Below are 25,868 nucleotides of genomic sequence, written 5' to 3'. Positions count from 1 at the left end.
TCAGGCCCCGATGGCCGCGAGCCACTCGCCGTAGAACAGCGCCACGCCGAGCCCGCACGCGATCGCGGTGAGCAGCCAGAACCGGATGATCACCGTGGTCTCCGCCCACCCGACGAGCTCGAAGTGGTGGTGGAACGGTGCCATCCGGAACACCCGGCGCCCGGTGGTGCGGAACGCCAGGATCTGGATGACCACCGAGACGATCTCGGCGACGAACAGCGCGCCCAGCACCACCGCGACGATCTCGGTGCGGCTGGTGACCGACAGCCCGGCGATGACGCCGCCGAGCGCCAGCGAGCCGGTGTCCCCCATGAAGATCTTGGCCGGGGCGGCGTTCCACCACAGGAACCCGATGCAGGCGCCGGCGGTGGCGGCCGCCATCAGCGCCAGGTCGAGGGGATCGCGCACGTTGTAGCAGCCGACGCCGGGGGCGGTCGCGCACGCGTTGCGGTACTGCCAGAACGTGATGATCACGTAGGCCGCGGTGACCATCGCCATGCACCCGGCGGCCAGCCCGTCGAGCCCGTCGGTGAAGTTCACCGCGTTCGACCAGGCGCTGACCAGCACGACGCAGAACAGCACGAACAACGCGGGCGGCAGCGTGACGGTCGCGATCTCGCGCACATAGGACAGCTGCTGGCTGCCCGGCGTCAGGCCTTCGGCGTTGCGGAACTGCAGGACCAGAATGCCGAAGATCACCGCCGACACCACCTGGCCGACGGTCTTCGCGGTCTTGTTGAGCCCCAGGTTGCGGGCCTTGCGGACCTTGATCAGGTCGTCGAGGAAGCCGACACCGCCCAGCGAGGTGGCGAGCGCGAGCACCAGCATGCCCGACGCCGACGGCCCGGCGCCGTCGAGCGCGACGCCCACCAGGTGGGTGCCGAAGTAGCCGGCCCAGATGCCCGCGAGGATCGCGACGCCGCCCATGGACGGCGTGCCGCGTTTCTTGGCGTGGCTGGCCGGGCCGTCCTCGCGGATCTCGTGGCCGAAGCCTTGGCGCGTGAAGAACTTGACGAGCAGCGGCGTCAGCATGATCGACACCGTCAGCGCGAAACCGACGGCGATCAGCACCTGCCTCATCCGGTGGAACCTGCGAGCTCAGCGGCCAGCGCCGGCAGCCCGGACCCGTCGGTCCCGGCCAGCAGGACCACGTCGTCGGCGCCCAGGTCGGCGTCGAGCAGGGCGCGCGCGGCGGTCACGTCGGCGAGCAGGAGCGCCTCGGACCCCCACGATCCCTCCATGACCGCACCCTGGTGCATGGCGCGCATAGGCCTCCCGGTTCCGACGACGACGAATCGAGAGACATCTAATCGCACCGCGAGGCGGCCGACGGCATCGTGGGCGGATATCGCGGCGTCGCTGCTGTCGGCGAGTGGGCCCACGACGGCCCAGCTGCGCAAACCGCTTCTGGCCTCGCGGGCGCGCCCTGCCAGCTCCTTCAACGCGGCGCGCACCGCGTCGGTGGTGGGCTCGGCGGTGAGGACGACGCGGGCCATCAGCGCCGGGCCTCCAGCGCCCGTGCCAGTTCGATCCGGTCGTCGAACGGCGTGGTGCGGCCGGCGGCGGTCTGTCCGGTCTCGTGGCCCTTGCCCGCGATCAGCACGGTGTCTCCCGGCCGCGCCCATGCGACGGCGTAGTCGATGGCCGCGCGCCGGTCGCCGATCTCGACCACCGCGGCCGCGCCGGCTCCGGTGCCCGCGAGGATCGCGGCGCGGATGGCCGCCGGGTCCTCGTCGCGCGGGTTGTCGTCGGTGACCACGACGAGGTCGGCCAGCGTCGCCGCCAGCTCCCCCATCGGCGCGCGCTTGCCCGGGTCGCGGTTGCCGCCGGCGCCGAAGACGACGGCAAGCCGGCCGCCCAGTGGCAGCTGGCCGCGCAGCGTGGCGAGCACCGCCTCCAGCGCGCCGGGCTTGTGGGCGTAGTCGACGAGCGCGAGGAAGTCCTGCCCCCGGTCGACGGTCTCCAGCCGCCCGGGCACCGCCGCCTCGCGCATGCCGGCGATCACGTCGGCCGGCGGCACCCCGATCGCCGCCAGCAGCGCCACCGCGACGAGCGCGTTGGCGACGTTGTAGCGGCCGGGCAGCCGCAGGCTCGCCGGGTGGGCGCTGCCCGCGGGGGCGACCACCGTGAAGTGCTGCGCGCCGCCCGGCCCGGTGCGAATGTCGGTCGCGGTCCAGTCGGCGCCGGCGGTGAGACCGACCGTTACGGCGTCGCCAGCCCGCCGCGCCATCGCGACACCCGCGTCGTCGTCGACACAGACCACGGTCCGCGCTCCGCGCAGCGGCGAGGCCGGGTCGAAGAGCATCGCCTTGGTGTTGAAGTAGTGCTCCATCGTCGGGTGGAAGTCGAGGTGGTCGCGCGACAGGTTCGTGAAGCCGGTGGCCGCGAACGACGTGCCGTCGACCCGGCCCAGCGCCAGGGCGTGGCTGGACACCTCCATGACGACGGTGTCGATGCGCTGCTCGACCATCGCCGCGAGCATCGCCTGCAGTGCCGGCGCCTCGGGAGTGGTGAGCGCGCTCGGCTCGTCGGCGCCGTCGATGCGGATGCCGACGGTGCCGATCAGGCCGGCCCGTCGGCCGGCGGCGCGCAGGCCCGCCTCCATCAGATAGGTGGTGGTGGTCTTGCCGGACGTGCCGGTGACCCCCACGACGTCGAGCGTGCGCGACGGGTGGCCGTAGACCGCCGCCGCGGCGGTGCCCAAGACGGCGCGGGGCTCGGGGTGCACCAGCACCGGCACGTCCAGCTCGCCGAGCGGGGCGGCCGGATCGGTGAGGACGGCGACCGCGCCCCGGCGCACCGCGTCGCCCGCGAACACCGCGCCGTGAGCCCGGGCGCCGGGCAGGGCGGCGAACAGGTCACCGGGGGCGGCGTCCTGGGCCCGCAGCGTGACCCCTGTGACCCGGACCGATTGCGCCGCGCCACCCGTCGGCGCGGCGCCCAGCATCGCGCCGAGCTCGTCGAGCCGCAAACCCGCGGATGCGTGGGGACGCAGCGCAGGCGACATCGCTTCCCCCTTCGCGTCTGCGGCCGAGCGTTCGGCAGCCGGAACCGGCTGCCACACAGTACCGGCCGGCAGGCCTCAGGCCTGCAGCACGAGCGGCGGTCCCGGATCGGGTGAGAGCGGGACGTTTTCGCGCTGCAGCAGCCAGCTGGCGATGTTGTGGAACAGCGGCGCGGCCGACGACCCGGGGCTACCGTCGGCGGCCCGATGCGGCGCGTCCATCATGATGCCGACGACGTAGCGGGGATCGTCCACCGTGGCCATCCCGGCGAAGGTGATCCAGTAGACGTCGTCGTAGTAGCACCCGCAGCCGGGATTGATCTGCTGCGCGGTGCCGGTCTTGCCGGCGATCTGATAGCCCTCCACCCCCGCTTGCGGGCCGGTGCCCTGCTGGGAACCTCTCGGATCGCGCTGGACCACCGCGCGCAGCATGTTGCGGACGGTCCGCGCCGTGGGCGCCGACACCACCTGCACGCCCTCGGGCCGGGGTTCCTCGGTGCGGGTGCCGTCGGCGGCGGTCACCGCGCGGACGATGCGGGGCGGGATGCGCACCCCGTCGTTGGCGATGGCCTGGTACATACCGGCCATCTGCAGCAACGTCATCGACAGGCCCTGCCCGATCGGCAGGTTGGAGAACGTGCTGCCCGACCACTGGTCGATCGGCGGCACCAGGCCCGCGCTCTCGCCGGGCAGCCCGACGCCGGTGCGCTGGCCGAGCCCGAACTTGGCGAGCATGTCGTAGTAGCGCTCCGGCCCGATGCGCTGCGCCAACATCAGCGTGCCGACGTTCGACGACTTCCCGAACACGCCGGTGGTGGTGTACGGCATCACGCCGTGGCCCCAGGCGTCGCGGACGTTGACGCCGCCCATCGTGATGGACCCGGGCACCGACAACACCTCGTCGGGGTTGGTCAACCCCAGGTCGATGGCGGTGGCGGCGGTGACGATCTTGTTGACCGACCCCGGCTCGAACGGCGAGGACACCGCAAGGTTGCCCAGCTGCCGCTCGCCTTGGCGGCCGAGGTCCTGCGACGGGTCGAAAGTGCTGTCGTTGGCCATCGCGAGCACTTCGCCGGTCTTGGCGTCGAGCACGACCGCGGACACGTTCTTGGCGCCGGAGGCGTCCTTGGCGAGCTGGACCTGCTGCTGGACGTGGAATTGGATGTCGTCGTCGAGCGTCAGCTCCACCGTGGCGCCGTCGACCGCTTCGTGGCGGTTGCGGTAGCTGCCCGGGATCACCACCCCGTCGGAGCCGCGGTCGTAGGTCAGCGAACCGTCGGTCCCGGCGAGCACGCTGTCCATCGCGTCCTCCAGGCCCAGGAGCCCGTGGCCGTCCCAGTCGATGCCGCCGACGACGTTGGCGGCGAGCGAGCCGCCGGGATACTGCCGGATGTCCTGGCGTTCGGCGCCGACCTCCGGGAACTTCGCGACGATCGCCCCGGCGATCGTCGGGTCGACCGCACGCGCGAGGTAGACGAAGGAGTCGTTGCTCTGCAGCTTGCGCAACACCGTCGCGGTGGTGGGGTTGTTGCCCAGCTGCGCGGCCACCCCGGCGGCGATGTCGCGCAGCCGCTGCTGCGGATCGGGGGCGTCGGGCTTCTTCTGCTTGGCCGCGGCGAGCTCCTCGCGCACCCGGACGGGCTGGAACGTCAGCGCGCGCGCCTCGGTGGTGTAGGCGAGTTTGGCGTTGTTCCGGTCGACGATCGCGCCGCGCACCGCTTTCTCGACCTCGGTGACCTTGAGCTGGCTCGCGGCCTCGGCGCGCAGCTCGGCGGCCTTCGGCCCCTGCAGGTTGAACAGCTGGCCCGCCGCGAGCAGCAGCAGCGCGAAGATGACGGCGTTGCCGGCACGGTGGCGGGCGACGAACGAGGCTCCGCGGCGGCGGCCGCCCTCGACCACCGGCGCGCGGGTGCGGCGGGTCTTCGCCGGGTGCGGCCCGTCGACGGTGGTCGTGCGCCGCGGGGTGCGCGGCCTTCGGTCACGACCCGTCACGCCGGGGCGCCTGGAACGACTGCAGCCACGGCTGCGGATTCTTCTCCCGCCGGCGCGATCTGCGGCGCAACCGCGGCGCCCGGCGCGTCGCCGACGGGCGCCGGGGGCGCAGGAGCCGCCGGGGCCGCGGGAGCCGTGGGAGCGGGAGCCGCCGGGGCCGCCGGGGGCACGGGCGCGTTCACGGCCGGTGGTACGGGACCGGGCAGGGCGGGCTCGGGCAGCCGGACGAGGGCCTCCGGACCGGCCGCCGGTCCGTGTGGCGTCGCGCCCGGTGCCGGCGCGGCGCCGGGCGCGACGAGCACCGGCACCTCCACCGGCGGGCGTTCGGGCCGGGGCGGCGGCGCCGGCTCGGCCGCGGCCACCGGCGTGTTCAGCGGCGGCGGCGGAACCCCTTCGGCGGGCTTCGGCGTGCCGACGACGATCCAGGCGCCGGCGGGGTCTTGCACCAGGTGGGCGGTGTCGCGGGTGGGGATCATGCCGAGCTGGCGGGCCGCCTCGGCCAGCGCCGGCGGCGCCTGCGCGGCCAGCACGTCGCGCTCGAGCGCCTCTTTCTGCTGCGACAGCGCCTCGTTGAGCTCGTGCGCGCTGCCCAGCTGGTAGGAGCGCTCCGCGGCGTCGGTGGAGAGCCACAGCGTGACGCCGAGGCCGACGCCGAGCGCCCCGATGACGAGCACGACGAACGGGATGCGGGCGACGAGCGCGCGCGGCCGCAGGTCGATCGCGGCGATCCGGGCGGCGAGCCGTTCGCGCAGCGGCGGTCTGACGACCTTCGGTGCCTTCGCCTTGCGCGCCTTGGTGCGCGCCTTGGCCTGCTCGCGGGTCGCAGGCCGGCCGGGATGCCGGCGGGGCTCGGAGGTGCGCCGCCGGGTTCGCGGCTCGTGCGGCGGGGCGGCCGGCGCCGCCGACGCCGGCCGCTGGCGGCGCGACGCCGCGTCGGGCTCGCGCCGCCGGGCGTCCCGGGTGGGCCGGGTACCGGTGCGCCGGTCGGCGGCCGCGGCGGGGCGCTGGCGCCGCGGGGCGTCTTGCGGACGCGCCTTCGATGCGCGTGATGTGACCTTCATGAGTCCCCCTCCGACCGGCGGTGCACCTTTTCGAGCGCCCGCAGGCGCACGGGCGCGCTGCGGGGATTGCGTTGTCGTTCGACGTCGTCGGCCTGCTCGGCGCCCCGGACCAGCGCGGTGAACAGCGGTTCGTGCCCGGGCAGCTCGACCGGCAGACCGGGCGGGGTGCGCGACGCCGTGGCGGCGGCGACGGCGTTCTTGACGATGCGGTCTTCCAGGGACTGGTAGGCCATCGCGACCAGCCGGCCGCCGGGTCGCAGCGCCGCCATCGCGGCGGGCAGCGCGGCTCGCAGCGCGTCGAGCTCGCGGTTGACCTCGACCCGCAACGCCTGGAACGTCCGTTTGCCGGGATGCCCGCCGGTGCGCCGGGCGGGTGCGGGGATCGCCGCGTACAGCAGCTCGACGAGCTCGCCGGTGCGGGTGAACGGGCGCGTCGCCCGCTGCCGGATCACCGCGGAGGCGATGCGTGCGGCGAAGCGCTCCTCGCCGTAGTCGCGCAGCACCCGGGTCAGCGCCGCGTGGTCGTAGGTGTTGAGGACGTCGGCGGCCGTCAGCTCCTGGTCGGTATCCATCCGCATGTCGAGCGGTGCGTCGGCGCTGTAAGAGAAGCCGCGCTCTGGGCGGTCGAGTTGCATCGAGGAGACCCCGAGGTCGAACAGGGCGCCGTCGATCGACTCGGTGTCGGTGAGTCCGGCCGCCGCCAGCGCCGCGGCCAACCCGTCGAAGCGGGTGTGCACCAGGGTGACGCGATCGCCGAAGGGGGCGAGCCGCTCACCGGCGATGCGCAGCGCGTCGGGATCGCGGTCGAGGCCGATGAGGCGCAGTGCGGGCAGCTCGCGCAGGAAGCGGTCGGCGTGCCCGCCGGCGCCCAGGGTGGCGTCGACGAGCCAGGCGCCGGCGCCGTCGGAGCTTCGCCGGGTGAGCGCCGGCCGCAGGAGCTCGACGCAGCGGTCGGCCAGCACGGGGACGTGCCCGTGGCGGGCGTCGTCGCCGGGTTCGAGTTGCGATTGGTTCGGTGTCACCACGCCTCCGAAAGTGCCGGCGGCCGGTGCACCGAGGTCCCTGTCCGATATGAACCTGGCGTTGGGGAAGTACGCCAGGGTCAGCTCGGGCAGAGGCCACGGGGCACGGGCCGCCCGCCGGTGGGCCGCCTGCGGATCAGAAGATGTCGCGCAGGGTCTCATCGGTGGCCGCGGAGAAGTCTTCTTCGTGGGCCTCTTGGTAGGTGTTCCAGGCTTGGGCGTCCCAGATCTCCAGGAAGTCGACCGATCCGATGACCACGCACTCCTTCGAGAGGTTCGCATAGCGGCGGTGTTCGGACGACAGGGTGATCCGGCCCTGGGCGTCGGGGCGCTGTTCGTCGGTGCCCGCGGCGAGGTAGCGCAGGAAAGCCCGGGCTTCCGGGCTGCTGCGGGACGTGTTGGCCGCGCGGCGGGCCAACTGCTCGAACACGTCGCGCGGATAGACCGCGAGGCTGTGGTCTTGACCTTTGGTCACCATCAGTCCTCCTGCCAGCGCGTCGCGAAACTTGGCGGGCAGCGTGAGCCGCCCCTTGTCGTCGAGCTTGGGCGTGTAGGTGCCGAGGAACATCTCGACACCTCCTGCCACCCGCGCCGGAGTCGCCTGCCCTCCGACGAACGCCACCATACCCCACAATCCCCCACAGCGCCCCCCATTCTGCCACCAGCGCGCCCCCGGCGCGCCAACGCAGCGCACGAACGCGCGCTCGACAGCGTCGAAGGCGTCCCCGCGATCAGCTGAATTCGCAGCTCACCGCCAGCGCACCGCCCGGTGGGGCGAAGTGGGGGATGAAGTAGGGGATTTCGGCGAACCCGGCGGCCGACGGGCACAAAAAAGGGGCAACCCAAAGGCTGGGCTGCCCCGCGGAAAAGCCGGTGACGCTACTCGTCGAAGCGACGGCGGAACCGGTCCTCCATCCGACTGGTGAACGAGCCGCCGCCGCCGGTCTTGGAACGGCGCGACTTGGCGGCACCGCCGCCCGGGGCGGCGGTATCGAGTCCGGTCGAGGTGCGCGGACCGGTGATCGCGAAGATCACCCCGCCGAACATCACGAGGAAACCGACGACGGAGAGTACCGGCAGGCTGCCGATCCAAGTCGCCCGGAGGGCCACGCCGGCGACGAGCAACGCCAGACCGACGACGAACAGCGCTCCGCCCTGCACCCGGCGTCGCGTCGAGGGGGCACGCAGGTTCCCCCCGCGGACGCTCGACGCGAACTTCGGGTCCTCGGCATAGAGCGCGCTCTCGATCTGGTCGAGCATGCGCTGCTCATGATCGGAGAGTGGCATTCCGTCCCTCCCTCTTGCCGATACGGCCGTCAGTCCGGTGGCCCGTGGGTTACGGGCATTCGACGACCATGATACGAGCACTCACAGTGCCGTACCACCTATTCACCACCGGATTGTATCCGCCCGCGCGCGCGGGCAAGCGCGTCCGCGGATCTATGCCGCGGGCGTTTCGCGGGCGGCGGAATAATGGCGGCAACAGCGGCCGGCCACCGGGTGCGCGAGCCGACGGGAAAGGGGACGCGTGACCGCAGTTCTCGTCGATCTGACGCCCGAGGACATGCACCGCCGGCTCGGCGACGCCCTGGCGGTGTACGTCGACGCGATGCGTTACCCGCGGGGCACGTCCGAACAGCGAGCGTCGATGTGGGTGGAGCACAGCCGGCGGCCGGGGTGGCGCGCCGTCGCCGTCTTCGACCTCGGCGGCGCGCAGCGGCCGGCGCCCGAGGTGCTCGCGGGCGCCCCGATGCTCGGCGTCGCCTACGGCTACGGCGGCGGACCGGACCAGTGGTGGCAGCAGCAGGTGGTGGCGGGGCTGCGGCGCGCCGGGCTGCCGGCCGGCGACATCACGGCGCTGATGTCGAGCTATTTCGAGCTGACCGAACTGCACATCCACCCGCGGGCGCAGGGACGCGGACTCGGCGAGGCCCTGGCGCGGCGCTTGCTCGCCGGCCGCGCGGAGTCGCACGTGCTGCTCTCGACACCGGAGATCTCCGGCGAGGACAACCGGGCCTGGCGCCTGTACCGGCGGCTCGGCTTCTTCGACGTCATCCGCGGCCACCACTTCGCCGGGGACCCGCGGCCCTTCGCCATCCTGGGCCGGCGACTGCCGCTCGACGACGCGGCGGGCTAGCGGCTCGTCGGCACCGCGGCGCGGACGGGGGTCTGGCACCATCGAGGCGTGCTGAACCCGCAGGTCGCCTCGCCCCGGACGCGGCGAACCCGTCTCGTCGCCACCGCGCTGCTGCTGATGCTGGTCCCGTTGGCCGCCGGCTGCGTGCGGATCGACGCGAACATCACCATCTCCCCCGACGACCTGGTGTCCGGCCAGATCACGGCGGCCTCCAAACCACGCAACGCCGACGACACCGGGCCGCAGTTCAGCCCGAACCTGCCGTTCTCCCAGAAGGTCGCCATCTCCGAGTACGAGCGCGACGGCTACGTCGGCTCGTCGGCGGTGTTCTCCGACCTGACGTTCGCCGAGCTGCCACAGCTGGCCAACATGAACTCCGACGCGGCCGGGGTCGACCTGTCGCTACGCCGGGCCGGCGACCAGGTGGTGCTGGAGGGTCGCGCCGATCTGACCGCGCTGACCGACGCGAGCGCCGACATCGGCCTGTCGGTGGCCTTCCCCGGTGAGGTGACCGCCACCAACGGCAACCAGGTGGCGCCCGAGGTCGTCGAATGGAAGCTGCAGCCCGGCGTCGTCAGCACCATGACCGCCCAGGCCCGCTACACCGACCCCAGCGCCCGTTCCTTCACCGGCGCGGCGACCTGGATGGCGGTGGGGACGTTCATCGTCGCCGGCGTGATCGCGCTCCTGGCGTGGTCCAACCGGGACCGCTCGCCGAAGGTCGGCGACGAGGCCGACGCGGGCTGAGAGTCCGGCTGCCGCCCGCCCGCCACCGGCCTCTACGCTGGCCTGTCGAATGAGCTTCACGTGCACCGGGCGAACAGAGAGGGGCGTGCGCTGAGCCTCGAAGCAACAGCACCGGCCGCGCCGTCCGCGACGGAGCTGGCGGGCGCCGTCACCGAGCAGCTGCGGGTGTACCTGCGCGGCCGGCGGGCTGACGCCGCCCCCATCGGCACCGACTACGCCGAGCTGACCGAGGTGCTCGAAGGGTTCGTGCTCACCGGCGGCAAGCGGCTCCGCCCGGCGTTCGCCTACTGGGGATGGCGCGCCGTCGCGCCGCCGGACCGCGCCGACGACCCGGCGGCCCTGCGGTTGTTCGCCGCCCTCGAGCTGCTGCACGCGTGCGCGCTGGTGCACGACGACGTGATCGACGACTCGGCCACGCGGCGGGGCCGGCCGACCGTGCACCGGCACTTCGCGGACCTCCACCGCAGCCGCGGCTGGCGGGGCGACAGCGGCCAGTTCGGGCTGTCGGCGGCCATCCTGCTCGGCGACCTCGCGCTGGTGTGGGCCGACGACATCGTCGGCACCTCGGGCCTGCCGGCCGACGCGCAGCACCGGGTGCAGCGGGTGTGGGCCGACATCCGGACCGAGGTGCTCGGCGGCCAGTACCTCGACATCGTCGCCGAATCCAGCGGCGCCGACTCCATCGAGTCCGCCCTGCGCGTCAACACCTACAAGACCGCGTCCTACACCGTGTCCCGGCCGCTGCAGTTCGGTGCCGCCGCCGCGGCCGACCGGCCCGACGTGGCCGAACTCTTCCACCGCGTCGGCACCGACCTCGGGATCGCGTTCCAGCTGCGCGACGACGTGCTCGGCGTGTTCGGCGACCCCGCCGTCACCGGCAAGCCGTCCGGCGACGATCTCCGGTCGGGCAAGCGGACGGTGCTGCTCGCCGAGGCGGTCGCCGCGGCCGAACGCACCGACCCGGCCGCCGCCGAGCGGTTGCGGTCACACGTCGGCTCCGAGCTCACCGACGACCAGGTTCGCGAGCTCTGCGGCCTCATCGAGTCGGTCGGGGCGCTGGCCGCCGTCGAGGACCGCATCGGCACCCTGACGCGCCGGGCAGTCGACGAGCTGACCGCCGCGCCGATCACCCCGCAGGCCAAGGCGGGTCTTGGCGAACTGGCCCGATTGGCGTCCAACCGGTCCGCCTGAAGACATGTCGACCTCCACTCCGACGCCGGACACGACCCCGCAGGTCGCGCCGCTGCAGCGGCTGGGCGCCTTCCTGCACTGCGGGGCCGGGCGGCCGGCGCTCCTGGGGTGCGGCGGTGCAGTGTTCATCACCGTCGGCGGCCTCGGCGCGGGCAGCATCCGGGTGCACGACCCGCTGCTGGAGTCCCTGCACCTGTCGTGGCTGCGCTTCGGGCACGGGCTCGTGCTGTCGTCGGTGGTGCTGTGGCTGGGGGTGCTGACCCTGCTTACAGCGTGGATCTGGCTGGGCCGGCGGGTGCTGCAGCGATCCGCCGACGAATACACGATGCGGGTGTGCACCGCCTGCTGGCTGGCGCCGCTGCTGCTCAGCGTGCCGGTGTTCAGCCGCGACACCTACTCCTACCTGGCGCAGGGCGCGTTGCTGCGCGACGGCTTCGACCCCTACGCGGTCGGCCCGGTGGAGAACCCGAACGGTCTGCTCGACGACGTGAGCCCCATCTGGACGACCACCACCGCGCCCTATGGCCCGGCGTTCATCCTGGTCGCGAAGCTCGTCACGATGGCCGTCGGGGACAACGCCGTCGTCGGCACCATGGTGCTGCGGCTGTGCATGCTGCCGGGCCTGGCGCTGCTGGTGTGGGCGGTGCCGCGGATCGCGCGCAGCATCGGCGCGGACGGCGCGACCGCGCTGTGGATCTGCGCGCTCAATCCGCTGGTGATCATCCATCTGATGGGTGGCGTGCACAACGAGATGCTGATGGTCGGCCTGCTCGCGGCCGGGATCGCGTTGACGCTGCGCCACCGCCCGGTGGTGGGTTTCGCGGTGGTGACGGCGGGGGTCGCGGTCAAGGCCACCGCGGGGATCGCGCTGCCGTTTTTGGTGTGGGTGTGGGCCAACCAGCTCCGCGACCGCCGCGACATCCGTCCGCTCGCGGCGTTCGCGCGCGCCACCGCCGGCTGCGTGGCCACCTTCGTCGCGGTGTTCGCACTGTTCTCGCTCTTGGCCGGGGTCGGGCTGGGCTGGCTCACCGCCATCGCCGGCTCCGCGGTGAAGATCATCAACTGGCTGACCCTGCCGACGGCCACCGCGAACCTGGTGAACGTGGTCGGCGGCCTGTTCGGCGGCGTCAACTTCTATGCGGTGCTGGAGGTCGCGCGCATCGTCGGTATCGGGGTGATCGTGGTGGCGCTGCCGCTGCTGTGGCTGCGGTTCCGGCACGACGACCGCGAAGCGCTCACCGGCATTGCGCTCGCCATGGCCGTGGTGGTGCTGTTCGTCCCGGCGGCGCTGCCCTGGTACTACACCTGGCCGCTGGCGGTGCTGTCGGCGCTCGCGCAGTCACCGACGGCGATCGCCGTGATCGCCGCGTTCTCCACCTGGATCATGGTGATCTTCAAGCCCGACGGCTCCCATGGCATGTACTCGTGGCTGCACGTCGCGCTGGCGACCGCCGCTGCGGCGCTGGCGTGGTACGGCCTGCGGCGCAGGACCACTCCGGCGCCCGAGCCGGTCGACTGACGCCTCAGCAGGCCGCGACCGCCTTGCGGTCAGTATGCCGAAGCCTGCGCGCGGCGCAGCACCTCGCGCGCCTGGTGGGAGTGCAGCGCATCCACCGGCCGGGCGCCGTCCACCGGCTCGCGGCGGCCGTCGAAGGTGATGGTGAGGGACGGGTCGGGCGTGAACAACCACCGCAGGATCTCCGGGTCGCGGTAGCCGCCGTCGCGCAACACGGCGAGCAGCCCCGGCAGCGCCTTGACGACCTGGCCGTCGGCGGTGAAGAACACCTGCGGCACCACGAGGATGCCCCCGCGGCGGATCGCGACGAGTTGGCCGTCCTTGAGCTGTTGGTGCACCCGCGTGACGGGGATCCCCAGCAGTTCGGCGACGGTCGGGAGGTCATGGACCGGCTCGTCCGGCGCGAGGACATCCTCAGCTGCGGGAACGCTGCTCACCGCGTCGATTCTAGGGCCTGCGGCTGGCTACCATGAACGCGATGGACGCCCCGCTGCACCGGACGGCCGCCGCGCTCGATCCGCTGGTGGGTGCGGCGCTCGACGGCCGCTACCGCGTGGACACCGTCATCGCGACGGGCGGCATGTCGGCGGTGTACCGCGGCCTCGACCTGCGGCTGGACCGGCCGGTTGCGATCAAGGTGATGGACCGGCGGTACGCCGGCGACCGGCAATTCCTCACCCGCTTCCAGCGGGAGGCGCGCGCCGTCGCGCGATTGAAGGATCCGGGGCTGGTGGCCGTCTACGACCAGGGCCTGGGAACCCCGGGCGGGTGGCCGCCCTATCTGGTGATGGAGCTCGTCGAGGGCGGGACGCTGCGCGAGCTGCTCGACGAACGGGGCCCGATGCCGCCGCACGCCGTCGCCGCGGTGCTGCGCCCGGTGCTGGGAGGGCTGGCGGTGGCGCATCGCGGCGGGTTGGTGCATCGCGACGTCAAACCCGAGAACGTGTTGATCTCCGATGACGGCGAGGTCAAGATCGCCGACTTCGGCCTGGTGCGGGCGGTCGCGGAGGCGCAGATCACCTCGGCCAGCGTCATCCTCGGCACGGCGGCGTACCTGTCGCCCGAGCAGGTCAGCACCGGTGAGGCCGACCCGCGCAGCGACGTCTACGCGACCGGCATCATGGTGTTCGAATTGTTCACGGGCACGGTGCCGTTCACCGGCGACACCCCGCTGTCGGTGGCCTACCGGCGGCTCGAGGCCGACGTGCCGCCGCCGAGCACCCGGATCACCGGCGTGCCCACCGCATTCGACGGCTTCGTGCTGCGCGCCACCGCCCGCGAGCCCGGGCGGCGGTACGCCGACGCCGACGCCATGGCCGACGACCTGGACGCGATCGTCGACGACCTCGGGCTGCCGCCGTTCCGCGTTCCCGCGCCCCGCAATTCGGCGCTGCACCGATCCGCGGTGGCGCCGCGCCCGGACGCGACGACGGCAATGCCGGTGCCGATCGGGCCGCAGCCGGCACCGCCGCGCGGACCGCGGGCCACCCGGCAGTTCACCCGCGGCCCGGCCGACTGGGAACCGGAAGATGGGGAACCGGAAGACTCGGACGACGAATGGCCCGGCGGCACAGCGACGTTCGCGGGCATCGGCATCGAAGAGTTCGCCTGGGATCGGCAACGCAGCCGCCGGTCGGCGCTACTGTGGCTGGCCGTCGTGCTCGTCCTCACCGGCGCCGTGGGCGCGGGCGGCTGGTTGGTGGGCAGCAACCTCGACGGGCTGCTGACGCTGCGCTGATCAGTCGCGCAGCATCTCCGCGACGAGGAACGCCAGCTCTAGGCTCTGCTGGGTGTTGAGCCGCGGGTCGCACGCCGTCTCGTAGCGGCCGGCCAGGTCGGTGTCGGAGATGTCCTGGGCGCCACCGAGGCATTCGGTGACGTTCTCGCCGGTGATCTCGACGTGGATGCCGCCCGGATGGGTGCCCAGCGCGCGGTGCACCTCGAAGAAGCCTTGCACCTCGTCGACGATGCGGTCGAAGTGCCGCGTCTTGTAGCCGGTCGACGATTCGTGGGTGTTGCCGTGCATCGGATCGCACTGCCAGATGACCTGGTGGCCGGTGGCCTGCACCTTTTCGATGATCGGGGGCAGCAGGTCGCGCACCTTGCCGTTGCCCATCCGGGTCACCAGGGTCAGCCGGCCGGGCTGGTTGTGCGGATCGAGGCGCTCGACGTACTCCACCGCGAGCTCGGGTGCGGTGGTCGGGCCCAATTTCACGCCGATCGGGTTGGCGATGGTCTCGACGAACGCGATGTGGGCGCCGTCGAGCTGGCGGGTGCGCTCCCCCACCCACACGTAGTGCGCAGACAGGTCGTAGAGCGCGGTGTCACCGGCGCCGTTGTCGGCGAGCCGCAGCAGGGCGCGTTCGTAGTCGAGCACCAGCGCCTCGTGGCTGGCGAAGATCTCGGCGGTCTGCAGGTTGCGGTCGTTGACCCCGCACGCGCTCATGAAGCTCAGCGCGCGGTCGATCTCGCCGGCCAGGGCCTCGTAGCGGGCCCCGGCGGGCGACGTCCGGACGAACTCCCGGTTCCAGTCGTGCACCAGGTGCAGCGACGCCATGCCCGACGACGTGAGCGCGCGCACCAGGTTCATCGCGGCACTGGCGTTGGCGTAGGCGCGCACCAGCCGCGACGGGTCGTGCTGGCGGACCGCGGCGTCCGGCGCGAAGCCGTTGACCATGTCGCCGCGGTAGGACTTCAGGCCGAGCGCGTCGACGTCGGACGACCGCGGCTTGGCGTACTGGCCGGCGATGCGGGCCATCTTGACGACCGGCATGCGGGCGCCGTAGGTCAGCACCACCGCCATCTGCAGCAGCGTGCGGATGTTGGCGCGGATGTGCGCCTCGGTGTTGTCGACGAACGTCTCGGCGCAGTCGCCGCCCTGCAGCAGGAACGCCTCACCGCGGGCCACCTGCGCCAGCAGCTCCTGCAGCCGCGCCACCTCGGCCGACACCGTCACCGGGGGCACGCTCTCCAGGACCGTCCGCATGGCCTGCGCCTGATCGGCCGGCCAACTCGGCTGCTGGGCGGCCGGTTTGGCCAGCGCAGCGTCCAGCTGCGCACGCAGGTCCGCGGGGAGCGGGGGAAGCGGCGGCAACTGGTCGATGGGTACGTCTACGGTCCAGTTCACCTCTTCATGGTAACCGGGCAAGCCTCGTGCTCCTGACCGCCCGAAGTGCCTGCGCCGCAGCTCACGGCGTTGCGGCCGGCGTGCGGCCGGTCATCAGTTGCCATCGGAGCAGGTTGTGCCGGGCGTCGACGAGGGCGTCGTGGGTGTCGCGCGGCCGCGGCGGCATGCGGGGCGACCCGTGGTCCTCCCAGAACTGCCGCAACTCCCGGGTGAACCGCGGGATCTGCGGCGGGAGGTCCGTCATCGGTCCCCACAGCTGGCACAGCGCGACGTGGTCGTAGGCGGCCACCCAGGCCCACAGCTCGATCGGTTCCTCGGAGTCGACACCGAAGAAGTCCTCGAGCTCCTCGCGGATCTGCCGCCGGGACCGCCACCGCTGCGACGACGGCGGCGGCAGCTTGGGCAGCACGTGCTTGCGCACCCAGGGGCCGGCCTGGTCGGGATTGAACTCGGTGGACACCGCATAGTATTCGCGGCCGTCCTCGGCGACGACGCCGATGGAGATCAGTTCGATGGTGCGCCCGTTGTCGATGAACTCCGTGTCGTAGAAGAAGCGCACGCCCGCGACCTTACGCAGCGGCGCCGTCGGTGACCGGCTGGCGCTCCGGCGGCGGCGCCGGACGGATCTCGGCGTCGAGCTGCGCGTCGACCTCGCGGTCGTCGGGGAACTGCGGCTCGCCGGCGACGACGTGTTGCAACCAGAGCTTCGCCTGCACCACGGGCCGGCGCAGCCGGCGTTCCCGTTCCAGCGCGCGGTGCATGCGCTTGGGCTTGTCGGTGTAGCGCCACCGCGCCCACGGCGCGTGCGGACGGGACAGTCGCAGCGCGCCCACCACCAGCAGCGGGGTGACGAACATGCCGACCAGCCCGGTCCACACCTTGCCCTTGAGCAGCACGACCACCGCCAGCGCCAGCGTCGCGGCGGCCATCGCGAGCACCGTCGCGCGGGCGACGACGCTGTGGTCGTCCCGCCAGATCCCGACGTCGAAGAACGACAGCGGGTTGAGCCCGAGCACCAGCAGCCCCGCCACCGCGACCGCCGCGAACACCGCGTCCACCGAGGTCCGGCCGTCCTCGGCCCAGTACACGTCCTCCAGGTGCAGGATCAGCGCGAACTCGTCGAGCACCAGCGCCGCCCCGACGCCGAAGAACACCGCCGCCACGGTGAACTCGGCCAGGCCGCCGTCGACGGCGAGGGTGACCATCGTGACGCCGGACAGCAGCACCAGGATGACCCCGAAGACCACATGGTGGATGTGGGTGTCCCCGTGCCCGATGTTGCGCGGCTGGTACCACTTGCGGGGGGCGTCGCTCCCGGCGTGGGCGCGGATGTAGCGGACGATGGTGCGGGTGACGAAGAAGGTCGCCATGAAGGCGACCAGGCAGCACAGCAGCGGAATCCGGCTGCGGCTGACGAAGTCGAGGTGGATGGTGAGCGGCAGCCCGGTGTCCAGCTCGGTCGCCACAGCGGAGGTCACGGCGCAGAACTTACGCCCACGCCGTCACCGGGGCGCCGGTACGCCGCCGGTGGCCCGGGAACGACCCCGTTAGTCTGACGGCACCATGAGCAAGCGGCGATCGCCCGACGGCGGCCGACGGGCGGATCGCGCCGGGTCACGGGCCTGGTGGCGGGTCTTCCAGGTGGCGGTGCTGGTCGGCTGGCTGTGGAGCGGCTGGCAGGTCGTCATGCGCGCCGGCTACCGCATCGACATCGACGTCTACCGGATGGGCGGCCGGGCGTGGCTGGCGGGCGTGCCGCTCTACGGCGGCACCACCTTCCCGACGCCGCTGGGTCTCGACCTGCCGTTCACCTATCCCCCGCTGGCGGCGGTGCTGTTCGCGCCGTTCGCCTGGCTGTCGCTGCCTGCCGCGAGCGCGGCAATCACCGTCGTCACGCTGGCGCTGCTCGTGGTGTCGACGGCCGTGGTGCTCACCCGGCTCGACGTGTGGCCGGCCTCGGAGGCGGCGCCCGGCCCGGCGTGGCGGCGGCGGGCGTGGCTCGCCGCGGCGCTGGTGCTGCCGGCGATGTGGCTGCTGGAGCCGGTCCGGTCGAATCTGGAGTTCGGGCAGATCAACGCGGTGCTGATGACGCTGGTGGTCCTCGACTGCGTCCCGCGCCGCACCCCGTGGCCGCGGGGGCTGCTGGTCGGGCTGGCGATGGCGCTGAAGCTGACGCCCGCGGTGTTCCTGCTGTACTTCCTGCTGCGACGCGACGGGCGGGCAGTGCTGGGCGCCGTCGCCGGGGCGGCGGCCGGGGTGGTGGCCGGCTTCGCGGCGGCGTGGTCGGATTCCTGGACCTACTGGACCGAGACCGTGCACCACACCGGCCGGATCGGCAGCGCCGCCCTCAACACCAATCAGAACCTCGCCGGCGCGCTGGCCCGCCTCGGGCTGCCCGACGGCGTCCGGTCCGCGCTGTGGGTGCTGGCCTGCGTCGGGGCGCTCGCGTTGACCAGCTGGGCGGCGCAGCGGCTGCTGCGCGCACGCCACGAGCCGGCCGCCGTCAGCTGCGTCGCGCTGCTCGGCCTGCTCGTGTCACCGGTGTCGTGGTCGCACCACTGGGTGTGGGTGCTGCCCGCGCTGCTGGTGCTGGGCGTCACGGCGTGGCGGGCGCACCACCGCACGCTGCTGACGCTCACGCTCGCCGGCGCGGCGCTGTTCGTGGTGGAGCCGCTGCAGCTGTTGCCGAAGAACGGCGAGGTCGGCGCGGACTGGTGGCGTCAACTCGTCGGGATCTCATACGTGTGGTGGGCGCTCGCGGTGATCGCCGTCGCGGGGGCGATGGCCGCGGCCGGCGACCGGGCCGACACCGACGCGCGCGACGCCGAACTCGCGGTGCCGGCGCGCTGAGGTCAGCCGGCCGCGCGGTCCGGGAGCCGAGCCGGCGGTTGCGCCGCGGCCTCGTTGCGCTCCTTGACGTCGGCCGCGTAGAGGTCGACGTACTCCTGGCCGGACAGCTCCATCAGCTCGTACATCACCTCGTCGGTGACCGCCCGCTCGATGAAGCGGTTCCCGGCGAGCCCGTCGAACCGCGAGAAGTCCAGCGGCGCACCGATGCGCACCGTCACCGACCCGAAACGCCACATCTTGCTGCCGGGCGGGTTGACCACGTTCGTGCCGATCATCGCGACGGGGATCACCGGCACGCCGGTCTCCAGCGCCAGCCGGGCCAGCCCGGTCTTGCCCTTGTACAGCCGGCCGTCGGGCGACCGGGTGCCCTCGGGGTACATGCCCAGCAACTTGCCTTGGTCGAGGATCCGCTTGGCGGTCTCCAGCGCGGCCTGGGCGGCGTCGGCGTTAGAGCGGTCGATGGGCACCTGCCCCGCGACCGTGAAGAACCACCGTTTGAACCAGCCCTTCAGGCCGGTGCCGGTGAAGTACTCGGCCTTCGCGAGGAAGGTGATGCGGCGGCGGACCACCAGCGGCAGGTAGAAGCTGTCGGCGACGGCGAGGTGGTTACTGGCCAGGATCGCCGGACCGGAGTCCGGAATGTGTTCCAGCCCTTCGACTTTCGGCCTGCCGAGCAGCGACAGCAGCGGGCCCATGAAGATGAACTTGAACAGCCAATACCACATGGACCCTCCTGATTCGGGCGCCTCGCCGAATGCGTCGCCCCGACTCTACCGACCCCCGGTGGGCGCGACCACACTTCGCGGTGGGCGTGACGCAGCACGCCCGCGCCGCCCGCTCACTCTTGCACAGTGACCGGAATGTGCTGATATCTGCCCCGCTGCGGCGGGGTCGGCTCGGGCGCCGGACCGGCCGGATCGCCCCCGGGCGGGGGCGGCGGGGTCGCCGCCGGCGGCGGCTGCCCGGCGCTGTCGAGCAGCGCCCGCACCACGGCCAGCAGGGTGACGCTGTGCTCGGCCACCACCGTCAGCAGCGGATGCTGCTCGCCGCCGATGAGCGCTGCGAGAGCGCACACCGGACACCACACCTGGGTGCAGCGCCCGGATCCCTCACCGCCGCGCACGGCGGCCGCCGCGGCGGCACGCACCGCGGGATCGAGCGTGTCCAGAATCGCCTGCGCCAGGGCACGGAGCTCGGGCCCCAGGTCGGAGTGGGCGCCGGTCATGTCGGCCACACCATCGGATCAGGTCGGAATCGCACGGTCAGCTCGGTACCACGGAGCCGGGCGTCTGAAACGACGCATCGGCGCAACACCGATGCCAGCCGGACCCGCCGGCGCTGGCCGCCGGCACCGATGATCAGGTCGTCGTCGACGCGGCCCAGGGTCAGCGTCCCGGGGTCGACGTGCGGCAGCTGCACCCGCAGGCGATAGACAGCCTCCAACCCGGTCCCGCCCTCACGGTCGACGACCGGACGCAACGGTCCCGGCGGTGGGGTGCCGTCCTGGTGTCGCACCGTGTCGAGCAGCGCGGCGAGCGCCTTGGGGCCGACCGGCTCGCGGGCCAGGTGCGGCGCGAGCAGCAGCTCCACATCACCGATCCTGCCGCTCAGCTCCCCGAGGACGGCCTCCTGCTCCCGGATGCGTTCGGTGTACCAGTCGAACGCGGGATGCTCGGGCAGGTTCGTGTAGGCGAATGAATCGTCGTGTACCAGCACCTTATTGACAATCAGCTCGGCCACCCGCACGCCCATCAGCGCCAGCGAGCCGAGTGTGCGCACGGCTTCGGCGGCCACCACCCGCTCCGCGGTGAGCACCAGGTGGGTGCTCACGCGCCGGCCGTCGCCCAGCAGCGCACCCAGCTCCTCGACGCCGCACGCGATGCGCTCGAAAAGCGCGACGACGGCGGCCGACCGGGCGTCGTCGGACGCGGCGACCAGGCGGCGGTGCCGGGGCCAGGCGCGCTCCAGGTACAGCCCGAAGGTGTGCGGCAGCGTCAGCATCCGCAGCGCGTCGGCGGTCGACGCGCAGTCCACGACCACCAGGTCCCACGCGCCCGCGGCGGCCAGCGCGCCGACCTCGTGCAGGCCCAGCACCTCCTGCACGCCCGGCAGCGCCGACAGCTCCTCGGGCGCCACGTCGCCGAGGTCGGAGGACTCGAAGCGGTCGGCCAGCACGCCGGCGACCTGCGCCCAGCGCTCCTCCAGCACTGCCAGCGTGTCCAGGCACAGCGCGTCGAGGAAGCCGCCACCGGCGTCGGCGGCGTCCGACAGGATCCGGGTCGGGGCCCGCTCGCCGGTCGGCGGCACCGGCGTGCCCAACACGTCCCCCAGGGAGTGCGCCTGGTCGGCGGAGACCGCGAGCACCCGCTGGCCGGCCCGCGCGGCCCGCACCGCCGTGGCGGCCGCCAGCGTGGACTTGCCTACCCCGCCCTTGCCGACGAACAGGCTGATCCGGGCGGGTGCACCGCTCTCACTCAGCCTCGACTCGTTTCTTCAGGTCCTTGAGCGCGGTGTCGGTGAGTTTGCGCTCCGCCTTGCGCTTGAGCAGGCCGATCATCGGGATGTTCAGGTCGACCGACAGCTCGTAGGTGACGTCGGTGCCCGCGCCGTTGGGCTCCAGCCGGTATGCGCCGTGCAGCGATCTGAGCAGTGAGCTCGACACCAGGCTCCACCGCACCGAGGTCCGATCCGCGGGCCAGTCGTAGGCCAGCACCATCGTGTCCTTGAGCACCGCCGCCTCCAGCACCAGGCGGGCCTTGAGCGGATAACCCTGCTCGTCGGCCTCCAGGACCTCGGTCTCCCGGTACTCGGACACCCACTGCGGATAGGACTCGATGTCGGCGATGACGTCCATCACCGTGGCCGGATCCGCGGCCATGAAAATGGTCTGCGTCGTACTGTCCGCCACGTCGTCGCTACCTTCGATCGTTGTCGTCTCGCCCGAGCGTCTGCCTGCCAGAACGGTACCGTGCCCCGGCGGCGAGTCCCAGGGGCAGCGGCCGGTCAGCCGCTGCGCGACACGCCGATCGGTCGGCCCCGCTCCAGCCGCTCCTTGACCTCGAACGTCATCGCCCGGCCCGCGGCCCGCCGGCGGTGCGTCAGCTTCGGCAGGTCGAGTTTGGCGAGCTGCCACGCCGCGATCCCGGACGGTTCGGCATGCAGGAAGTAGTGCGCGACGACGCCGTCGAGCATCGGCTCGAGCCACACCTCCATCGTGCCGGTCAACGCACCGGTCACGGTCCACCGGATGCCCTTATGGCCGCGGTCCTCGACGACCGTGAGGTGCAGGTCGGGCCACCACCGCTGCCAGCTCCCCGGATCCGCGATCGCCCGCCCGACGTCCGCCGCGTCGGCGGCGATGAACGTCATGTCGGCGATCTGGATGCTGTTCATGACCTCACAGCTTCACACACGGCGGAGGCAGGCCGCCTTGGACCGCCGGTACCGGGTTCCTGACCGGTGATCGGACGCTGCCACTAGGCTGTGCCTCACCATCAGCGACCATCTGAGAGGTCAAACACACGTGCGTGAGTTCAGTGTTCCCGCGTCCTTCACCGTCGGCGAGCACGACACCATCGTCAGCGCAGTCTTCGACCACGAGCGCGACGACCCCGACCATGTGAGCTTCCAGCGGCTCGTCGACGGCGAGTGGAAGGACGTGACCGCACGGCAGGCGGCCGCCCAGATCCGCGCCGCGGCGCTCGGCCTGATCGCCGAGGGCGTGCAGGCCGGCGACCGGGTGGCCATCTTTTCCGCCACCCGCTACGAGTGGGCGATCCTCGACTTCGCGATCCTGGCGATCGGCGCCGTGACCGTGCCGATCTACGAGACGTCCTCGGCCGACCAGGTGCGGTGGGTGATGCAGGACTCCGGCGCGGTGATGCTGTTCGCCGAGACCGACGAGCACGCCGCGACGGCCGGGAAGGTGCGCGACGATCTGCCCGACCTCCGCCGGATCTTCGTCATCTCGGGTGCGGACGGCGAGGCGCTCGACGAGCTGGGGACGCTGGGTGAGGGCACCGACGCCGGCGAGGTGACCGCTCGGCTGTCGGCCATCCGGTCCGCGGACCCCGCGACCCTGATCTACACCTCGGGCACCACCGGGCGGCCCAAGGGCTGCCAGCTGACGCATTCCAACCTGGTCTACGAGACCCGGGGCGCCAAGGCCGCCTTCCCCACTCTGCTGGACTCCGACGAGCGGATGCTGGTGTTCCTGCCGCTGGCCCACGTGCTGGCCCGCGCGATCACGATGGGCGCGGTGATCAACAAGGTGACGCTCGGGTTCACCTCCGACGTCAAGAACCTCGTGCCGATGTTCGCGGTGTTCAAGCCGACGCTGGTGGTGTCGGTGCCGCGCGTGTTCGAGAAGGTCTACAACACCGCCGAACAGAACGCCCGCAACGACGGCAAGGGCCGCATCTTCGCGATCGCCGCCGAGACGGCGATCGACTACAGCAAGGCGCAGGACGACGGCGGGCCGGGACTGCTGCTGAAGGCCAAGCACGCGGTGTTCGACCGCCTGGTCTACGGCAAGTTGCGGGGCGCGCTGGGCGGCGACTGCCGGGCCGCGATCTCCGGCGGCGCGCCGCTGGGCGCCCGGCTCGGCCACTTCTACCGCGGCGTCGGGCTGACCATCTACGAGGGCTATGGGCTCACCGAGACCAGCGCCGCCATCACCGTCAACAAGGTGGGCGACGTCAAGATCGGCACCGTCGGCAAACTGCTGGAGGGCAACAGCATGCGCATCGCCGACGACGGCGAGCTGCAGGTGCGTGGCGGCGTGGTGTTCAACGGCTACTGGAAGAACGAGGAGGCCACCGCCAAGGAGTTCGTCGACGGCTGGTTCCGCACCGGCGACCAGGGCCAGGTGGACGAGGACGGCTTCTTGACCATCACCGGTCGCATCAAGGAGCTCATCGTCACCGCCGGCGGCAAGAACGTCGCGCCGGCGGTGCTCGAAGACCAGCTGCGGGCGCATCCGCTGATCAGCCAGGCCATGGTGGTCGGCGACAACCGGCCGTTCGTGGCGGCGCTGATCACCATCGACCCGGAGGCCTTCGACGGCTGGAAGGAGCGCAACAGCAAGGACTCCGGCGCGTCGGTGGCCGACCTCGTCGACGACTCCGACCTGCGGGCGGAGATCGAAGGGGCGGTCAAGCAGGCGAACCAGGCGGTGTCGAAGGCGGAATCGATCCGCAACTTCCGCATCCTGGGCGCCGACTTCACCGAGGAGACCGGCGAGCTGACGCCGTCGATGAAGATCAAGCGCAAGGTGATCGCCGAGAAGTTCGCCGACGACATCGAGGCGCTCTACTCGAAGTGAGCGGCCAGCAGCTCCCCGAGCCGGGCGCCGTGGTGTTCCCACCGCCAGCGCTCGCTCACCCAGCGCCGGCCGGCGGCTCCCAGCTCGGCGGCGCGCACCGGATCGGCGAGCAGCTCTGACACCGCCGCGGCGATCGCCGGTACCGCGCGGCCGTCGACCACGGTGCCCGTGACACCGTCGCGGACGCTCTCCGGGGCGCCGCCGGACCGTCCGGCGACCACCGGCACACCGGTTGCGGACGCCTCGAGGTAGACGATGCCGAGGCCCTCGACGTCGAGCCCGGCGCCGCGGGTGCGGCACGGCATCGCGAACACGTCGGCCATCGCGTGGTGGGCGGGCAGCTCCTCGGACGGCACGCCGCCGGTGAACACGACGTGATCGGCGACGCCCGCGCCCGTCGCGAGCTTGCGCAGCGTGGGTAGGTACGGACCGCCCCCGACGATCACCAGCGCCGCCCCGGTCACGCGGCGGCGGATCTCCGGCAGCGCGCGGATCAGCATGTCCTGCCCCTTGCGCGGCACCAGCCGCGAGATGCACACGACGAGCGGACGGTCGCCCAGGCGGTAACGGGCCCGCAGCTCCGCGCGCGCCGCGGCGTCGGGTGCGAAGCGGTCGGTGTCCACGCCCGGCGGCAGGTGTTCCAGCGCGGCGTGCGGCCCGAAGGCGGCGGCGAACCGGTTGCGGGTGTAGCGGCTGACGTAGGTGAGGACGTCGGTGTGGTCGCCGATGCGGCGCAATGCCCGACGAGCCACCGGGAGCATCGACCAGCCGACCTCGTGGCCGTGGGTGCTGGCCACGATCCGGGCGGCTCCGGCGCGCCGCGCCCGCGGCGCCAGCAGGGCCAGCGGAGCCGCGGCGCCGAACCAGACCGTCTCGACGTCGCGCTCGGCGACGAGGCGCCGCATGCGGGCGTCGACGCCGGGTTCGGGCACCATCAGCGTGCCCGGATGCCGGACGATCTCGACGCTCGCGGCGCGGTCGTAGGCCTGCGCGCCCTTCCAATCTGGGGCGTACACCGTCAGCGTGTGGCGGCCTGCGCGCTCCAGCTCGCCGACGAGCGCCTCGAGGTAGGACTGGATGCCGCCGCGGCGTGGCGGAAAGTCGTTGGTGACGAGCAGGATTCGCGTCACGTCGAGGCTCCGGCGAGCGCCCATTGCCGTTGCAGTCCCGCGGCGTCGGTGTGCAGCACGTCGCGGGCCGCGGCGTCGAGCGGCTGCCGGGCCGGCCCGGCCATGTGGACGTACAGCGCCCGCAGCGCGGGCGGGCCGTACCGGTCGGCGACGAAGCATGCGAACCGCCAGGCCCGGTCGTAGGCCGCGGACCGACCGGGGCCGGCGAGCTCCGCATCCGAGGGCAGCGTCGGCGCCGTGTCACCCGTCGGCTCGTCGTCGCGCGCTTCGTCGGCGCGCGCCACGAAGTCGGCCACCCCTTCGGTCAGCCACTGCGGCGCGTCGGCCGCGGTGTCGGCGCGGGCGGCGTAGTGGAACAGCTCGTGGCGCAGGACGGTGCGCAGCGCGGTGTCGGACATCGCGGCCGCGCCGGGGGCGAACAGGATTCGCCGCGCCGTCGCGACACGGCCCACGGGATCGACGCGGTCGGCCAGCGTGACGGCTGCGACCCCGGTCCACCGCGACACCGGCCCGCCCGCCGACGCGGCGAAGGCGGCGTCGTCCGCCGCGATCTCGATGGCGACCTCGCGGGGCCAGTCCGCACCCCAGAACGCGGTGACGGCGGCCACGGCGGGATCGAACTGCGCGCGGATGCGGCCGACGAGCACGACGGCGCGGGGATCCGACGCGGTGATGCGGGCGGTGTGTGCCGCGGTCACGGTCACCCGGTCAGGCGGCCGGACGTCCGATGCCACCACGCCGGCGCCGACCACCGCCTGCGCCACGAGG

Annotated in this window: 26 protein-coding genes; 7 read left to right on the top strand and 19 right to left on the bottom strand. The window is 72.6% G+C overall.

Annotation, left to right across the window (positions count from 1 at the left end):
- From mraY to LV457_RS10525, 8 genes are all read right to left on the bottom strand, one after another.
- Nucleotides 1-1,080 carry a phospho-N-acetylmuramoyl-pentapeptide-transferase gene (gene mraY / locus LV457_RS10560; RefSeq protein WP_232170796.1) on the bottom strand — a complete coding sequence of 360 codons (1,080 nt, stop codon included), beginning with the start codon at nucleotides 1,078-1,080 and terminating at the stop codon, nucleotides 1-3.
- A complete protein-coding gene (locus tag LV457_RS10555) occupies nucleotides 1,077-1,496 on the bottom strand; it encodes a hypothetical protein (protein ID WP_232170793.1) in 420 nt (139 codons plus the stop codon). Before LV457_RS10555 ends, mraY begins: the two co-directional genes overlap by 4 nt.
- Entirely contained in the window at nucleotides 1,496-3,007 is a 1,512-nt protein-coding gene (locus LV457_RS10550; RefSeq protein WP_232170791.1) for a UDP-N-acetylmuramoyl-L-alanyl-D-glutamate--2,6-diaminopimelate ligase, read from the bottom strand. The genes LV457_RS10555 and LV457_RS10550 overlap by 1 nt, the downstream gene beginning before the upstream one ends.
- Before the next feature lie 75 nt (nucleotides 3,008-3,082).
- On the bottom strand, nucleotides 3,083-4,903 hold the full coding sequence (locus tag LV457_RS10545; RefSeq protein WP_374198808.1) for a peptidoglycan D,D-transpeptidase FtsI family protein: 1,821 nt from the start codon (nucleotides 4,901-4,903) through the stop codon (nucleotides 3,083-3,085).
- An 89-nt stretch (nucleotides 4,904-4,992) separates the two neighbouring features.
- Complete coding sequence (locus LV457_RS10540; protein WP_232170788.1) at nucleotides 4,993-6,057, bottom strand: hypothetical protein; 1,065 nt, start codon at nucleotides 6,055-6,057, stop codon at nucleotides 4,993-4,995.
- Nucleotides 6,054-7,241 (bottom strand): 16S rRNA (cytosine(1402)-N(4))-methyltransferase RsmH, encoded by a 1,188-nt coding sequence (gene rsmH, locus LV457_RS10535; protein ID WP_232170786.1) that lies wholly within the window; start codon nucleotides 7,239-7,241, stop codon nucleotides 6,054-6,056. The genes LV457_RS10540 and rsmH overlap by 4 nt, the downstream gene beginning before the upstream one ends.
- Nucleotides 7,216-7,647: a division/cell wall cluster transcriptional repressor MraZ gene (gene mraZ / locus LV457_RS10530; RefSeq protein ID WP_232170978.1), complete on the bottom strand. Its 432-nt coding sequence runs from the start codon at nucleotides 7,645-7,647 to the stop codon at nucleotides 7,216-7,218. Before mraZ ends, rsmH begins: the two co-directional genes overlap by 26 nt.
- A gap of 311 nt (nucleotides 7,648-7,958) precedes the next feature.
- A complete protein-coding gene (locus LV457_RS10525; RefSeq protein WP_232170783.1) occupies nucleotides 7,959-8,366 on the bottom strand; it encodes a DUF3040 domain-containing protein in 408 nt (135 codons plus the stop codon).
- 241 nt (nucleotides 8,367-8,607) lie between these two features.
- Between LV457_RS10525 and LV457_RS10520 the strand changes: the two genes are divergently transcribed.
- The 4 genes from LV457_RS10520 to LV457_RS10505 all read left to right on the top strand — a co-directional run bounded on the left by LV457_RS10520 (nucleotide 8,608) and on the right by LV457_RS10505 (nucleotide 12,673).
- Nucleotides 8,608-9,216, top strand: coding sequence for an N-acetyltransferase (locus LV457_RS10520; protein ID WP_232170780.1), 609 nt, complete (start codon nucleotides 8,608-8,610; stop codon nucleotides 9,214-9,216).
- A gap of 117 nt (nucleotides 9,217-9,333) precedes the next feature.
- Nucleotides 9,334-9,963 (top strand): DUF3153 domain-containing protein, encoded by a 630-nt coding sequence (locus LV457_RS10515; RefSeq protein ID WP_232170976.1) that lies wholly within the window; start codon nucleotides 9,334-9,336, stop codon nucleotides 9,961-9,963.
- Between the two features lie 135 nt (nucleotides 9,964-10,098).
- Complete coding sequence (idsA2, locus tag LV457_RS10510) at nucleotides 10,099-11,154, top strand: bifunctional (2E,6E)-farnesyl/geranyl diphosphate synthase (RefSeq protein ID WP_374198806.1); 1,056 nt, start codon at nucleotides 10,099-10,101, stop codon at nucleotides 11,152-11,154.
- A 4-nt stretch (nucleotides 11,155-11,158) separates the two neighbouring features.
- Nucleotides 11,159-12,673 (top strand): alpha-(1->6)-mannopyranosyltransferase A, encoded by a 1,515-nt coding sequence (locus LV457_RS10505; protein ID WP_232170777.1) that lies wholly within the window; start codon nucleotides 11,159-11,161, stop codon nucleotides 12,671-12,673.
- 29 nt (nucleotides 12,674-12,702) lie between these two features.
- Here LV457_RS10505 and LV457_RS10500 read toward each other — a convergent pair whose 3' ends face one another.
- Nucleotides 12,703-13,107 carry an Rv2175c family DNA-binding protein gene (locus LV457_RS10500; protein ID WP_232170775.1) on the bottom strand — a complete coding sequence of 135 codons (405 nt, stop codon included), beginning with the start codon at nucleotides 13,105-13,107 and terminating at the stop codon, nucleotides 12,703-12,705.
- Between the two features lie 41 nt (nucleotides 13,108-13,148).
- Here LV457_RS10500 and LV457_RS10495 point away from each other — a divergent pair, with 41 nt between their 5' ends.
- Nucleotides 13,149-14,408 carry a protein kinase gene (locus tag LV457_RS10495; RefSeq protein ID WP_232170772.1) on the top strand — a complete coding sequence of 420 codons (1,260 nt, stop codon included), beginning with the start codon at nucleotides 13,149-13,151 and terminating at the stop codon, nucleotides 14,406-14,408.
- On the opposite strand, the gene LV457_RS10490 is transcribed toward LV457_RS10495, so the two are convergent.
- From LV457_RS10490 to LV457_RS10480, 3 genes are all read right to left on the bottom strand, one after another.
- Nucleotides 14,409-15,797 carry a class II 3-deoxy-7-phosphoheptulonate synthase gene (locus tag LV457_RS10490; RefSeq protein ID WP_232170769.1) on the bottom strand — a complete coding sequence of 463 codons (1,389 nt, stop codon included), beginning with the start codon at nucleotides 15,795-15,797 and terminating at the stop codon, nucleotides 14,409-14,411.
- A gap of 61 nt (nucleotides 15,798-15,858) precedes the next feature.
- Nucleotides 15,859-16,356: a polyadenylate-specific 3'-exoribonuclease AS gene (locus tag LV457_RS10485; protein ID WP_232170766.1), complete on the bottom strand. Its 498-nt coding sequence runs from the start codon at nucleotides 16,354-16,356 to the stop codon at nucleotides 15,859-15,861.
- A gap of 10 nt (nucleotides 16,357-16,366) precedes the next feature.
- On the bottom strand, nucleotides 16,367-17,239 hold the full coding sequence (locus tag LV457_RS10480; RefSeq protein WP_232170973.1) for a hypothetical protein: 873 nt from the start codon (nucleotides 17,237-17,239) through the stop codon (nucleotides 16,367-16,369).
- Nucleotides 17,240-17,360: 121 nt separating this feature from the next.
- Between LV457_RS10480 and LV457_RS10475 the strand changes: the two genes are divergently transcribed.
- The gene (locus LV457_RS10475; protein WP_232170764.1) at nucleotides 17,361-18,647 is read left to right on the top strand and encodes a glycosyltransferase 87 family protein; all 1,287 of its coding nucleotides are present in this window, start codon (nucleotides 17,361-17,363) and stop codon (nucleotides 18,645-18,647) included.
- 2 nt (nucleotides 18,648-18,649) lie between these two features.
- On the opposite strand, the gene LV457_RS10470 is transcribed toward LV457_RS10475, so the two are convergent.
- From LV457_RS10470 to LV457_RS10450, 5 genes are all read right to left on the bottom strand, one after another.
- Nucleotides 18,650-19,372 carry a 1-acyl-sn-glycerol-3-phosphate acyltransferase gene (locus LV457_RS10470; protein WP_232170761.1) on the bottom strand — a complete coding sequence of 241 codons (723 nt, stop codon included), beginning with the start codon at nucleotides 19,370-19,372 and terminating at the stop codon, nucleotides 18,650-18,652.
- A 113-nt stretch (nucleotides 19,373-19,485) separates the two neighbouring features.
- Nucleotides 19,486-19,872: a hypothetical protein gene (locus LV457_RS10465; protein ID WP_232170759.1), complete on the bottom strand. Its 387-nt coding sequence runs from the start codon at nucleotides 19,870-19,872 to the stop codon at nucleotides 19,486-19,488.
- Nucleotides 19,869-21,125 carry an ArsA family ATPase gene (locus tag LV457_RS10460; protein ID WP_232170971.1) on the bottom strand — a complete coding sequence of 419 codons (1,257 nt, stop codon included), beginning with the start codon at nucleotides 21,123-21,125 and terminating at the stop codon, nucleotides 19,869-19,871. Before LV457_RS10460 ends, LV457_RS10465 begins: the two co-directional genes overlap by 4 nt.
- Complete coding sequence (locus tag LV457_RS10455; RefSeq protein WP_232170757.1) at nucleotides 21,118-21,555, bottom strand: SRPBCC family protein; 438 nt, start codon at nucleotides 21,553-21,555, stop codon at nucleotides 21,118-21,120. Before LV457_RS10455 ends, LV457_RS10460 begins: the two co-directional genes overlap by 8 nt.
- Before the next feature lie 95 nt (nucleotides 21,556-21,650).
- Nucleotides 21,651-22,040: a polyketide cyclase / dehydrase and lipid transport gene (locus LV457_RS10450; protein ID WP_232170755.1), complete on the bottom strand. Its 390-nt coding sequence runs from the start codon at nucleotides 22,038-22,040 to the stop codon at nucleotides 21,651-21,653.
- 130 nt (nucleotides 22,041-22,170) lie between these two features.
- Between LV457_RS10450 and LV457_RS10445 the strand changes: the two genes are divergently transcribed.
- Nucleotides 22,171-23,970, top strand: a complete 1,800-nt coding sequence (locus LV457_RS10445) for a long-chain fatty acid--CoA ligase (protein WP_232170753.1) — start codon at nucleotides 22,171-22,173, stop codon at nucleotides 23,968-23,970.
- On the opposite strand, the gene LV457_RS10440 is transcribed toward LV457_RS10445, so the two are convergent.
- The gene (locus tag LV457_RS10440; protein WP_232170751.1) at nucleotides 23,958-25,100 is read right to left on the bottom strand and encodes a glycosyltransferase family 4 protein; all 1,143 of its coding nucleotides are present in this window, start codon (nucleotides 25,098-25,100) and stop codon (nucleotides 23,958-23,960) included. The genes LV457_RS10445 and LV457_RS10440 overlap by 13 nt on opposite strands.
- The gene (locus LV457_RS10435) at nucleotides 25,097-25,864 is read right to left on the bottom strand and encodes a hypothetical protein (protein WP_232170750.1); all 768 of its coding nucleotides are present in this window, start codon (nucleotides 25,862-25,864) and stop codon (nucleotides 25,097-25,099) included. The genes LV457_RS10440 and LV457_RS10435 overlap by 4 nt, the downstream gene beginning before the upstream one ends.
- Nucleotides 25,865-25,868: the final 4 nt, after the last annotated feature.

The organism is Mycobacterium sp. MYCO198283 (assembly GCF_021213805.1).
Lineage (GTDB): Bacteria > Actinomycetota > Actinomycetes > Mycobacteriales > Mycobacteriaceae > Mycobacterium.
Note: the sequence above shows the minus strand (reverse complement) of the source record. Positions and strands in the feature narration are given on the sequence as shown.